At 69.5% G+C, this 12,254-nt stretch carries 10 protein-coding genes and 1 tRNA gene; 5 read left to right on the forward strand and 6 right to left on the reverse strand.

Annotated elements, in window-relative coordinates:
• Window positions 1–223: 223 nt before the first annotated feature.
• The 3 genes from clpA to ACF3NH_RS13885 all read right to left on the reverse strand — a co-directional run bounded on the left by clpA (window position 224) and on the right by ACF3NH_RS13885 (window position 4,027).
• Window positions 224–2,575 carry an ATP-dependent Clp protease ATP-binding subunit ClpA gene (clpA, locus tag ACF3NH_RS13875; protein WP_422923599.1) on the reverse strand — a complete coding sequence of 784 codons (2,352 nt, stop codon included), beginning with the start codon at window positions 2,573–2,575 and terminating at the stop codon, window positions 224–226.
• Window positions 2,576–2,761: 186 nt separating this feature from the next.
• On the reverse strand, window positions 2,762–3,127 hold the full coding sequence (gene clpS / locus ACF3NH_RS13880) for an ATP-dependent Clp protease adapter ClpS (protein WP_232477408.1): 366 nt from the start codon (window positions 3,125–3,127) through the stop codon (window positions 2,762–2,764).
• Between the two features lie 315 nt (window positions 3,128–3,442).
• The gene (locus ACF3NH_RS13885; protein WP_198367925.1) at window positions 3,443–4,027 is read right to left on the reverse strand and encodes a phasin family protein; all 585 of its coding nucleotides are present in this window, start codon (window positions 4,025–4,027) and stop codon (window positions 3,443–3,445) included.
• A gap of 362 nt (window positions 4,028–4,389) precedes the next feature.
• On the opposite strand from ACF3NH_RS13885, the gene ACF3NH_RS13890 reads away from it, so the two are divergent.
• Both ACF3NH_RS13890 and ACF3NH_RS13895 read left to right on the forward strand, forming a co-directional pair.
• Window positions 4,390–5,574, forward strand: coding sequence for a D-alanyl-D-alanine carboxypeptidase family protein (locus ACF3NH_RS13890; protein WP_422923601.1), 1,185 nt, complete (start codon window positions 4,390–4,392; stop codon window positions 5,572–5,574).
• Between the two features lie 114 nt (window positions 5,575–5,688).
• On the forward strand, window positions 5,689–6,174 hold the full coding sequence (locus tag ACF3NH_RS13895) for an EF-hand domain-containing protein (RefSeq protein WP_422923603.1): 486 nt from the start codon (window positions 5,689–5,691) through the stop codon (window positions 6,172–6,174).
• 108 nt (window positions 6,175–6,282) lie between these two features.
• Here the strand turns inward: ACF3NH_RS13895 and ACF3NH_RS13900 are convergent, their stop codons facing one another.
• Both ACF3NH_RS13900 and ACF3NH_RS13905 read right to left on the reverse strand, forming a co-directional pair.
• Window positions 6,283–7,221: a hypothetical protein gene (locus ACF3NH_RS13900; RefSeq protein ID WP_198367922.1), complete on the reverse strand. Its 939-nt coding sequence runs from the start codon at window positions 7,219–7,221 to the stop codon at window positions 6,283–6,285.
• A gap of 136 nt (window positions 7,222–7,357) precedes the next feature.
• Window positions 7,358–7,432 (reverse strand) — tRNA-Val (locus tag ACF3NH_RS13905).
• A 98-nt stretch (window positions 7,433–7,530) separates the two neighbouring features.
• Between ACF3NH_RS13905 and ACF3NH_RS13910 the strand changes: the two genes are divergently transcribed.
• Window positions 7,531–8,316, forward strand: a complete 786-nt coding sequence (locus ACF3NH_RS13910) for a DUF3108 domain-containing protein (RefSeq protein ID WP_422923606.1) — start codon at window positions 7,531–7,533, stop codon at window positions 8,314–8,316.
• Here ACF3NH_RS13910 and ACF3NH_RS13915 read toward each other — a convergent pair.
• Window positions 8,302–8,952: an HAD-IA family hydrolase gene (locus tag ACF3NH_RS13915; RefSeq protein WP_422923608.1), complete on the reverse strand. Its 651-nt coding sequence runs from the start codon at window positions 8,950–8,952 to the stop codon at window positions 8,302–8,304. The two genes, ACF3NH_RS13910 and ACF3NH_RS13915, sit on opposite strands and share 15 nt — an antisense overlap.
• 90 nt (window positions 8,953–9,042) lie before the next feature.
• Between ACF3NH_RS13915 and glmU the strand changes: the two genes are divergently transcribed.
• Together glmU and glmS are read left to right on the forward strand one after the other, a co-directional pair.
• Window positions 9,043–10,365 carry a bifunctional UDP-N-acetylglucosamine diphosphorylase/glucosamine-1-phosphate N-acetyltransferase GlmU gene (gene glmU / locus ACF3NH_RS13920; protein ID WP_422923610.1) on the forward strand — a complete coding sequence of 441 codons (1,323 nt, stop codon included), beginning with the start codon at window positions 9,043–9,045 and terminating at the stop codon, window positions 10,363–10,365.
• Window positions 10,365–12,188, forward strand: a complete 1,824-nt coding sequence (gene glmS / locus ACF3NH_RS13925; RefSeq protein ID WP_422923612.1) for a glutamine--fructose-6-phosphate transaminase (isomerizing) — start codon at window positions 10,365–10,367, stop codon at window positions 12,186–12,188. Before glmU ends, glmS begins: the two co-directional genes overlap by 1 nt.
• The last annotated feature ends 66 nt before the right edge of the window (window positions 12,189–12,254 follow it).

A 12,254-nucleotide genomic window follows, 5' to 3' on the forward strand; every position in this document is an offset into this window, starting at 1 on the left:
CCTCGCGGCGAGGCTGGCGCCTGGGGGCGGTTTGGGGGAACCGCCAGCGCCAACCGGGCTGGCCGCCACAAAGGGGGGGAGAGGCGGCCGGCGCGGGGGGACTTACGGGGTGCCGCGACAATTGCCAAAGGCCAAATAATGGCGCGGTCATGAATCACGCGAACGTGAAAAAGGCCGGAACATGTCCCGGCCTTCCTCGTCTGCGCGCCGGTCAGGCGCTGTCCTAGCCGGCGGCCTCCGGGGCGTGCTCGTTCTCGCCATCGCCATCCGGCCGCGGAAGAGCCGGGACCGATGCCTCGATGAACTCGAAGGTCAGGGCATCGTCCTTCTTGCCCACCTTGACCGCGCCACCCTTGGCCAACTTGCCGAAGAGCAACTCCTCGGCCAGCGGCTTCTTGATGTACTCCTGGATGACACGCGCCAGCGGGCGGGCGCCATACAGACGGTCGTAGCCCTTCTCCGCCAACCACTCCTTGGCGGCGGAGGACAGCTCGATGGTCACGTTGCGATCCGCGAGCTGGGCCTCCAGCTGCATCACGAACTTCTCCACCACACTGCCGACGATCTCCGGCGTCAGGTTGCCGAAGGGCACCACGGCGTCGAGGCGGTTGCGAAACTCGGGGGTGAAGAGGCGCTTCACCGCCTCCTCGTCCTCACCCTTCCGCTCCTCCCGGCCGAAGCCGATGCCGGACTTGGCCATGTCCGCCGCGCCCGCATTGGTCGTCATGATCAGGATGACGTTGCGGAAATCGACGGTCTTGCCGTTGTGGTCGGTCAGCTTCCCGTGGTCCATCACCTGCAGCAGGATGTTGTAGAGGTCCTGATGGGCCTTCTCGATCTCGTCCAGCAGCAGCACGGCGTGCGGATGCTGGTCGATGCTGTCGGTCAGCAGGCCGCCCTGGTCGAAGCCGACATAGCCCGGCGGCGCGCCGATCAGCCGGCTGATGCTGTGCCGCTCCATGTACTCGGACATGTCGAAGCGGATCAGCTCGATCCCCAGCGTCTTGGCGAGCTGCTTGGCGACTTCCGTCTTGCCGACGCCGGTGGGGCCGGAGAAGAGGTAGTTGCCGATCGGCTTCTCGGCATCCCGCAGCCCGGCGCGGGACAGCTTGATCGCGGCCGAGAGGGCCTCGATCGCGTTGTCCTGGCCGAAGACCATCGACTTCAGGTCGCGCTCCAGGTTGCGGAGGGTTTCCTTGTCGTCCGAGGAGACGCTCTTGGGCGGAATGCGGGCGATCTTGGCGACGATATCCTCGACATCCTTCAGGGTGACGGTCTTCTTCCGCTTCCCCTCGGGCTGCAGCATGCGCGAGGCGCCGACCTCGTCGATGACGTCGATCGCCTTGTCGGGCAGCTTGCGGTCATGGATGTACTTGGCGGAAAGCTCCACCGCCGCGCGGATCGCCTCGGGCGTGTACTTGACCTTGTGGTGCTTCTCGTAGTTGGTCTTGAGGCCGGTCAGGATCTTCACCGCGTCCTCGACCGTCGGCTCATTGACGTCGATCTTCTGGAAGCGGCGGACCAGGGCGCGGTCCTTCTCGAAGTAGGTCCGGTATTCCTTGTAGGTGGTCGATCCGACACAGCGCAGAGTGCCCTGGGCCAGGGCCGGCTTCAGCAGGTTCGAGGCATCCATCGCCCCGCCCGAGGTGGCGCCGGCGCCGATCACGGTGTGGATCTCGTCGATGAACAGGATCGAGCCTGGCTGCTGCTCCAGCTCGTTCACCACCGCCTTCAGCCGCTCCTCGAAGTCGCCGCGGTAGCGTGTGCCGGCGAGCAGGGAGCCCATGTCGAGGGCGTAGATGGTCGACTTCAGCAGCACCTCGGGCACTTCGCCCTCGATGATCCGCTTGGCCAGCCCCTCAGCGATGGCGGTCTTGCCGACGCCCGGATCACCCACATAAAGGGGGTTGTTCTTGGTACGGCGGCAGAGGATCTGGATGGTACGCTCGATCTCGTGGTCGCGCCCGATCAGCGGGTCGATCTTGCCCTGCTGTGCCTTCTTGTTGAGGTTCACGCAGTAGTTCGACAGCGCGTCCTGACCCCGGCGGCCCTGAGGCTTGTCCTCCTTCTCGCCGGGCTCCTCCGGGCTGGAGGGAGGCGTGGCGGGCGTACCCTGGACCGGCCGGCTGGCGCTGCGGCCGGGGGCCTTGGCGATGCCATGGCTGATGAAGTTCACCGCGTCGAGCCGCGTCATGTCCTGCAGCTGCAGGAAGTAGACGGCGTGGCTCTCGCGCTCGCTGAACAGCGCGACGAGGACATTGGCGCCCGTCACCTCGTCGCGTCCCGAGGACTGGACGTGGATGGCGGCCCGCTGCACCACGCGCTGGAAGCCGGCGGTGGGCTTGGGATCGCCCGAGCGCTCGGTCACCAGGCCGGCCAGGTCCTTGTCGAGGAACTCGGTCAGGTCGCGCTTCAGCTTGTCCTGATCGACGCCGCAAGCGCGCAGCACGGTGGCGGCGTCCGTATCGTCGACCAGGGCGAGGAGGAGATGCTCCAGCGTGGCATATTCATGCCGGCGGTCATTGGCGAGCCCGAGGGCCCGATGGAGCGTCTGTTCGAGGTTGCGGGACAGCATGCGGTACGACGCTCCCCTTCAAGAGCACGGCGCAGCCGGGGTGATCGGCCATCGCCGCAGGACAGGAACGGATCGGATGATCCGGATAACCGTAATGTGGTTCCTCACCCTCAAGACGGCGAGGGGTATTCTTAGTTTCAGCAGGTTACACAGAGATGAGCGTGCGATGCATCATTTTCCGCACGATCATTCCTTTTCGATCGTGCACTGCAGGGGGTGCTGATTCTGCCGGGCGAGGTCCATCACCTGGGTGACCTTGGTTTCCGCCACCTCATAGGTATAGACGCCGCAGACGCCCACGCCCCGGCGATGCACATGCAGCATGATGCGGGTTGCCTCCTCCCGGTTCTTCTGGAAGAAGCGCTCGAGCACATGGACGACGAACTCCATCGGCGTGTAGTCGTCGTTGAGCATCAGCACCTTGTACATGGCGGGCTTGCGGGTGCGGGCGCGGGGCTTGACCACGACCCCGGTGGCCGTGCCCTCGCCGCCGCCGTCCTGCCCCGCCCCTCCACTGGCGCCGCGGATGGGGCGTTTGTCCTGATCCATCATAATTCCGCCGAAAGCCCACCCTTGTTCGTCATGCCGGAAACCGATTCTGACTCTGGCTGACGCACGCCGCCAGCGCCATCGCCGTTCCGCAGAGCCTCCCGTTAGCCCGCAGGATATCGGAGCGAAAGGGGCCAGGTGAAGGGCCACGCGGTCCGGCGAGGGAAAACCGGCCATCATCGCGGGACGGACCCATGTCCGGCGCGACGCCAGGAGGCCCGGAACGCCAAGGGCCGGCGACACCTTTGTGCCGCCGGCCCCCTCGTCATCGCCGGTGGAGGAGGCGGCGGTCCGGCCGCGCCTCCCCCGATGGCCTTCTCAGTTGAAGGCGGCCGGACGGCTCAGCTTCTCGAAGGCCAGCGTCATGCGGGCGGCGATCGGGGCCGAGGACTGCTCGGCCAGCTTGAAGGCCGCCTCGTTCAGCTTGGTGGTCTCGGCCATCGTCTTCTCCAGCTGCGCCTTGGCGAAGCTGGTCTGCATCTCGGCGGCTTCCTTGATGCTCTTGACCGAGGACAGGGCCTTGGCGTTCTGCACGGCCTGCTCGTTCAGCGCCTGGAAGACGGCGAAGGCCTGCTTGCTGAGGTCCTGGAGGCCGGCCACATAGGTCTGGGTGGCCTTGGTCACCGCCTCGATATTGCCGCGGCTGAACTCCACCACGTCCTCGCTCGCCTTGTAGAAGCCCTCGGCCGAACGCGTCACCTGTTCCATGTTCTTCTCCATTGCCGTGCGGGCCTGCGCCACGCCTTCGTTCACAACATCCGTCGCCAGCTTCGGCGCGGCGGTGGGGTTACGCACCGCCTCCTCCGTCGCCTGCACGGCGGTTTCGGTCAGCTTCTCGGCCGCCGCGACGCCCGCCTGGGCCTTCTCCGTGGTCAGCTTGGTCACCTTGGCTTCACTGGCCATGGGCGCTCTCCTCGAACTCTGGCTCCAGAACCGGGAAGGAGCCGGTGCATCCGGCGGGTCGGCAGGGCCCCGGAGCCGGGGGAACCCTTGTTTACGCCTTTTGTGCAGCGCAACATAAAGCCGATATGGCAACGAGCCGGCGCGCTGTCGAGTCTTATTTTGCAGCGCACAAGAATTCTTTTCCACCTCCGAACGAAGAAAGTCACGGAGCCGTGAAGGTGGCGTTGCGCCAACTGTAAGAAATGTCTCTTAACCTCTTGTTAGAAGCCTGAGTTCCTGTTCAGTTCTCGATGACAGCTCTGCACGCATCCCGTTAGGATGCCTCCACCTCACTGGGGGGTGAGGACTTTTGGGGGATTCTCATGCAACTGACCCGCGCGATGCGGCAGCTGGGGCTGCTTGCCGCTTCGGCGCTCCTCGCCGCCGCGCTTCCTGGCGCCGCCAGGGCGCAGATCGGCAGCGAACGTTACGCCTCCGTGGTCATGGACCCACGGACCGGGACCGTGCTGTTCGGCAGCAACGCCGACGCGCCGCGCCATCCTGCGTCGCTGACCAAGATGATGACGCTCTATCTCGTCTTCGACGCGTTGCGCCGGGGCCAGCTCGACCTCGACCAGCGCCTGATGATGACCGACACGGCGGCGATGCGCCCGCCGTCCAAGCTCGGCCTGCCGCCGGGGCGGACGATCAGCGTCGAGAACGCGATTTATGCGCTGGTCACCAAGTCCGCCAATGACGTCGCCTCGCTGCTGGGCGAGACCCTGGGCGGCGGCAGCGAATCCCGCTTCGCGCAGATGATGACGCTGCGGGCGCGCTCCCTCGGCATGAGCGGTTCCACCTTCCGCAATGCCTCGGGCCTGCCGGACCCGGACCAGATCACCACGGCGCATGACATGGCCACGCTCGGGCGGCGCCTGCAGCAGGATTTTCCCGAGTACTACCATTACTTCGGCACCCGTCAGCATTCGATGGGCAGCATCACCTTGCGCAACCACAACCGCATGCTCGGCGAGTACGAGGGGGTGGATGGCATCAAGACCGGTTACATCACCGCCAGCGGCTTCAACATCGTCAGCAGCGCCAGGCGCCAGAACGCCCGGCTGATCGTCGCCGTGTTCGGAGGCAGTTCCTGGGTGGAGCGGGACCGCCATGCCGCCGCCCTGCTCGACCGCGGCTTCGCGCAGATCGGCGTGGGAGGCTCGGACTACTTCGCCCGCGCGACGCCTTCCACCGGCCTGGCCATGGCCGCCGTCGGTGGCGCCGCGCTGGCGGCCCGGCCGGTCCGGGGGACGGGGCTGGTGGCCCGCGCCGCGGCCGCCACGCCTGCGCGGCGGACCGTGACGGCCCGGCCGGCACCGGCCCCGCAGGCCGCCCGCAAGGCGGCCGCCCGCCCGTCCCGTCCCGTCCTGGCCAGTGCCCGGCCGGCGGCGAAGGTGGCCCAGGCGCGAAGGAACCGCACGGTGGTAGAGCAGGGCGATGGCGGCGGCCGTGTCCGGGCCGCGCCTGCCCGCCGCAACCCGGCGAGGCCGGCGCGCCCGTCGCGCTGAGTCCTGTCACACTTCATCACCGCGGACCGGCGCCGCGGCAACGCGCCCGTTACATGGACTTCCCACCTTTCCCGTCATGGCCGCACGACGTGGCCGAGCCGGGAAAGGACCAAGATGAAAACCATGCATGCGCTGGCCCTGTTTGGCTTCTCGTTGATCATGGCCGCGCCGGCTCTGGCGCAGCCGCAGCAGACGAGCCGCCAGGGGATGGCCGGCAGGCTGTTCCAGCAGGCCGATGCCGATCGGAACGGGCGGGTGAGCGAGGCCGAGGCGCTCAACTTTCTCTCGGCCCGCTTCGCCGAGGCCGATGCGAATGGCGACGGTCAGCTGGAGCGGGGGGAGATCGCGGCTTTCATGGCGGCGCACCGTCCCGCCTCCGCGCGCCCCGGTCCGGCGAAGGCCGGTGACAGCCTGCCGAAGCAGGCGGAGGCCATGTTCCGTGCCGCCGACGCGGATCGCGACGGTCGGCTCAGCATCGCGGAGGTCCGTCCCGTGACGCTCGCCCTGTTCCGGGCGGCCGATGCGAATGGGGATGGTCAGCTGGAGCAGGGGGAGTTGCAGGGTCCCCGCCGCGGCGAGAGGCCCCAGCGCGACCGATAGCTCCGGCAGCGCGGATGCGCGGTTCCTGACACTCGATGCCGGGCGGTCCCGCGAACCGCCTGGAAGGGAGATGGGGCGCCGGCGGCTGTCCGCCGCCGGCGAGCCGTCTCAGACGAGGTCGTCCGAGCGGCCTTCCCCATAGCCAAAGGCGATGAAGTGCTGCGTCGCCGCGGCCAGGTCGGTGCCGAAGGCAGCCTGGAGATCGGCATACTTGGAGAGATAGGCGGCGGCATCGAAGGTGTCCGGCGCCCGGCCCTCGGCGATGCCGTTGCTGGCATAATGGGCCCGGCCCGCCGCCGCATCGGCTCCCAGCACGGTGATCAGGTCGCCATAGGAGGCGATGTACTCCAGCCAGTTGAAGGTCGTGGCGCGACCCTCGCCAGCACCGAACTGGATGTAGTGGACGGCGCCGTTCTCGGCGTTCGGGCCGACCGCGTTCAGGACATCGGCATTGGCAGCGAGGTAGGAGAGGCCGTCGAAGCTGACGGTGCGGCCCTCGGCATGTCCGGCCGACACGAAGTGATAGACGCCGGCGTCCCGGTTGGTGCCCAGGGCGGCGATCAGGTCGCCATAGGAGGCGATGTAGGAGAAGGGCTGGAAGCTGGCCGTCGGCCGGCCCTCGGCGAAGCCGAACTCGCCATAGTGCCATGCGGCCAGGGCGGAAACGCCTTCGCCGACGGTCAGGACATCGGGGTTCGAGGCCAGGTAGAGCTGCGGCTGGAAGTCCGGCAGGGTTCCCAGCGCCACCGCCTGGTCGGCGAAGTTCAACTGCTCGACGCCGACCAGCCGGTCAAGATCACCGGTGATGGCGTTCTCGACGGTGACCACGCCGCCCGTGACCGTGATGGTGTAGAAGAGGCGGACGTCGGCATAGCCGGCGGTGTCGAATCCGGGGCCGCCATCGATGAAGTTGGCACCGCCGAGACCGATCAGATAGTCGTTTCCGTTGTCACCATAGATATAGTCGGCACCCGCGCCGCCGCGGAGTTCCTCGCTGGCGGGCGTGCCAATGATGTTCTGGATCGGTTCGATGTAATTTCTGGCCATGGCGTTCCCGGGGGCTGTGACTGCCCACAGCATGACCAAAGCCATCTACTGTCGCAAGAGAAACGCCAAAAATTGAGAGTCGGGCCGCGAAAATGGCCTTGATCCGGGATATTCACACGATTCTGGAAGGCTTCGATGGTGGGTGCGACAGGGATTGAACCTGTGACCCCCGCCGTGTGAAGGCGATGCTCTACCGCTGAGCTACGCACCCATCGAAGTGGGGCGGGAAATACTGGCGGGCGCGGGGGCTGTCAAGCAGGCCTTCCGGGCCCCCCTTCACACGCCGCGTCCAGGCATCATCTCTTCTCCATGCGTCTTGCCATCGCCGCCGCATTGCCGCTGCTTCTCACGCTCCCGGCGCGGGCGGAACCGTTGCGGGCCGTCTATGGCGTGCAGGCGGCCGGCATGCAGGTGATGCGAGTCGAGGTGATTTTCGCCCTCGATGATCCCGCCCGCTACCGGATCGAGAGCCGGCTCAGCCTGACCGGCGTGGCGGGTTGGCTGAGCCAGGGCCGGCAGTCCAATCGCGTGGAGGGCGTCTGGGCGGGGGACCAGGCCTGGCCGATCCGCTTCACCGGCGACGGCTTCTGGCGCGGTGAGGCCCGGCGGGTGGAGATCGGCTATCGCGAAGGCCATCCGGCCCTGCTGCGGCTGTCGCCGGCGGAGGAGCCCGATCGGGAGAGCGTGCCGCCGGGGCTGCGGCACAACACCGTCGATTCCCTGACGGCTCTGGCGCAGCTGACCCGCAACCTGGCGCGGACCGGTCGTTGCGAGGGCCAGATGGCGATCTTCGACGGCCGCCGCCGGGCCGATCTCGCCGCCCGGACCCTGGGTCGCGACCGGCTGGCGCCCTGGGGCGGGGCCTGGAGCGGCGAAGCGGTGCGCTGTGGCTTCACCGGACGGCAGATCGCCGGCTTCCGCCACGAGGATGGACAGGAGGCGCGCGAGCCACAGGAGGGGCTCGCCTGGATGGCCAGCCCCTGGCCCGGCGCGCCGATCGTGCCGGTGCGGGTCGAGATGCCGGGCCGCTGGCTGGGCCGGCTGACCGGCTATCTCCTGGAGGCGGCGCCGCTGGCCGGCTCAGCCGGGCAATAGGCGGCCCAGCGCCGCCGGCAGATCCTCGGGCGCCGGCACCACGGCGGCCCCGTCCGCCATCTCCGGGAGGCCGTAGCCCCAGGCGCAGAACAGGACGGGCAGGCCGGCGCCCCGGCCGGAGGCGACGTCATTGTGGTGATCGCCCACCATCACCGCGCGGTCCCTCCGCCCGCCGGCTGCCTCGAGGGTGGCCAGCACATGCGCCGGGTCCGGCTTGCGCACCGGGAAGCTGTCGCCGCCGCCGAGCGCGGCGAAGCGGTCCGTGAGGCCGAGCGCCTCGAGCAGGAGCCGCGCCGCCTTCTCCGGCTTGTTAGTGCAGACCGCCATGGTCCAGCCTTCCGCCGCCAGCCGCTCCAGCGCCTCGGGGATGCCGGGGAAGGGGCGGGTCCGCTCGCTGGCGCGGGCCTCGTAATCGGCCAGGAAGGCGGCCTCGGCACCGGGCTCGGCGGGCAGGCCGCGGGCGGTGAAGGCGCGCTCCAGCGTCACCCGTAGGCCGTCGCCGATGAAGCGCCGCACGGCCTCGGCCGGGAAGGGCGCGAGGCCACGCGCCTGCATCAGCCGGTTCAGGCTGCCCTGGATGTCGGGCAGGCTGTCCACCAGCGTGCCGTCGAGGTCGAAGATCACGGTGCGTTGCATGACCGGCGCTCTTGCCATGTTTCGCGCGGCAATGCGATGTGACACGGGATCTCCTTGCCCGGAAAGCGGTTTTCCGGGCAGATGCGCGGCATGACCGCTGCCGCTATCCTGCTCGCCGCCGGGCTCGGGACCCGCATGAAGAGCCGCCTTCCCAAGGCGCTGCATCCGATCGCCGGCCGGCCCATGCTCAACCATCTGATCGCCGCCTGCGAGGCGGTGTTCGACCGCATCGTGGTGGTGGTCGGGCCGGAGATGGCGGCGCTGGAGCGTGCCGCCGCGCCGCATGCCACGGTGGTGCAGGCCGAGCGTCTCGGCACCGGCCATGCCGCGTTGCAGGCGGCGCCTCTGCTGGCTGATTTCCCCGGCGATGTCGCCGTGCTCTACGCCGACAATCCGCTGATCACGCCGGAGACGATGCGGCGGCTGCGCGCCGCGCGGGCCGAAGCGGGCCTGACGCTGCTGGCCATGCGCCCGGCCGATCCGGCGCGGTACGGGCGGGTGGTCCAGGACGCGGCGGGCGATGTCGCCCGCATCGTCGAGTATGCCGACGCGACCGAGGCCGAGCGCGGCATCGGCCTCTGCAACGCCGGGGTGCTCTGCGCGCCGGCGGCGGACCTCTTCCGCTGGCTGGGCGGCGTGCGCAACGACAACCGGGCCGGGGAGTACTACCTGCCCGACGTCGTGCCGCTCGCCGTCGCCGAGGGCCGGCGCGTCCGGGCGGTCGAGGCGCCGGAGGCGGAGCTGCGCGGCATCAACAGCCGCGCCGAGCTGGCCACCGCCGAGGCCGAGGTGCAGGGCGCCCTGCGCCGCGCCGCCATGGCCGGCGGCGCCACGCTGATCCAGCCGGAGAGCGTCGTGCTCTGCCATGACACGCGGCTCGGCCAGGACGTCACCATCGGGCCGAACGTGGTCTTCGGCCCCGGCGTGACGGTGGAGGACGGTGTCGAGATCCGCGCCTTCAGCCATCTGGAAGGGTGCGTGGTGCGGCAGGGCGCGGTGGTCGGCCCCTTCGCCCGCCTGCGGCCCGGCAGCGATGTCGGCCAGGGCGCGCATGTCGGCAATTTCGTCGAGCTGAAGAACGCCGTCCTCGGCGAGGGCGCCAAGGCCAACCACCTGGCCTATCTGGGCGATGCCGCGATCGGCGCGGGCAGCAATATCGGCGCCGGGACCATCACCTGCAACTATGACGGCTTCGCCAAGCACCGCACCGAGATCGGGGCGGGCGTCTTCGTCGGCTCCAACACCACGCTGGTGGCGCCGATCCGCCTGGGCGACGGCGCCTTCGCCGCCGCCGGCTCCACCCTGACCCATGACGTGGCGCCCGATGCCATGGCCTTCGGCCGCGCCCGCCCCACCGAGAAAGCCGGCGCCGCCGCCACGTTCCGCGCGGCCCGCCGCAAGGAGAAGCGCTGATGTGCGGCATCGTCGGGCTGGTGGGCCGCGAGGCGGCGGCGCCGCGCCTGCTGGAGGCGCTGCGCCGCCTGGAGTACCGCGGCTATGACAGCGCCGGCATCGCCACGCTGGTGGAGGGGCATATCGAGCGGCGCCGCGCCGAGGGCAAGCTCGCCAACCTCGCCGCCGTGCTGGAAGCGCGACCGCTCGGCGGCACCACCGGCATCGGCCACACCCGCTGGGCGACGCATGGCGCGCCGACCGAGCGCAACGCGCATCCGCACGGCACGCCGCTGGTCTCCGTCGTGCACAACGGCATCATCGAGAACTACGCCGAGCTGCGCGCCGAGCTGGAGGCGGAGGGCGTCGGCTTCGAGACCGAGACCGACACCGAGACGGTGGCCAAGCTGCTCGATCATCTGCTGCGCGCCGGCGCCTCGCCGGAGCAGGCGGTCTCCGCCACGCTGAAGCGCATCCGCGGCGCCTTCGGCCTGGCCATGGTCTTCGCCGGGCATCCGCGCCTGCTGATCGCGGCGCGCCAGGGCAGCCCGCTGGCCGTGGGCTATGGCGAGGGCGAGATGTATGTCGGCTCCGACGCCCTGGCCCTGGCGCCGCTGACACGCCGCGTCGCCTATCTGGAGGAGGGCGACTGGGTGGTGCTCTCCGACATGGAGGCCCGCTTCTTCGATGCCGCCGACCGGCCGGTGGAGCGCGCGGTCAGGCTCACCGCCTATTCCGGCGCCGCCGTGGGCAAGGGCAACTACCGGCACTTCATGGAGAAGGAGCTGCATGAGCACCCGGTGGTGCTGGGCGACACGCTGCGCCAGTACATCGACCCCGCCAGCCGCGCCGTCGCCCTGCCGGACCTGCCCTTCGACCCGGTGGCGCTGCCCAAGCTGACCCTCTCGGCCTGCGGATCGGCCTATCTGGCGGCCCAGGTCGGGCGCTACTGGCTGGAGGAGCTGTCGCGCATCCCGGTCGATTCCGACATCGCCAGCGAGTTGCGCTACCGTGATCCGCCGCTGCCGGCGGGGGGCGGGGCGCTGCTGGTCAGCCAGAGCGGCGAGACCGCCGACACCCTGGCGGCCCTGCGCCTGCTCAAGGCGCGCGGCCAGCGCGTGCTCTCGGTGGTCAATGTCGGCGAGAGCAGCATGGCGCGGGAGAGCGACGGCACGGTGCTGACGGTGGCCGGGCCCGAGATCGGCGTCGCCTCCACCAAGGCCTTCACCGCGCAGCTCGCCGTGCTGGCCAGCCTGGCGCTGGGGTTCGGCCGGGCGCGGGGCACGCTGAGCGCCGGGGAGGAGGCCCGGCTGACCGCCGCCCTGCTCGAGGTGCCGGGCCATGCTGCCGCCCTGCTGGAGGATGGCGCGGAGATCCAGGAGCTGGCGCGCGAGGTGGCGCAGGCGCGGGATGTGCTCTTCCTCGGCCGCGGCAGTCTCTACCCGATCGCCATGGAAGGCGCGCTGAAGCTCAAGGAACTCTCCTACATCCATGCCGAGGGCTATGCCGCCGGCGAGATGAAGCACGGCCCCATCGCCCTGATCGACGACAGCGTACCCGTCATCGCCCTCTGCCCCTCCGGCCCGCTGTTCGAGAAGACCGCCTCCAACCTGCAAGAGGCGGCGGCGCGCGGCGGCCGCATCATGGCCTTCACCGACACCGCCGGCGCGCCCGCCCTGTCGCGCTTCGCCGAGCGGGTGGTGGTCGTGCCGGCGGTCGACCCCTTCGTCGCGCCCATCCTGCACGCCATCCCGGTGCAGTTGCTGGCCTATCATGTCGCGGTGCTCAAGGGGACGGACGTGGACCAGCCGCGCAACCTCGCCAAGGCGGTGACGGTTGAGTAGGGCGGCGGAACGGATATCCCGTCCGCGCGGATGATCCGCGCGGGCAGCGGATCGCGGCGCTTGGCA

Source organism: Pseudoroseomonas sp. WGS1072 (assembly GCF_049340465.1).
In the GTDB taxonomy this organism is placed as follows: domain Bacteria; phylum Pseudomonadota; class Alphaproteobacteria; order Acetobacterales; family Acetobacteraceae; genus Pseudoroseomonas.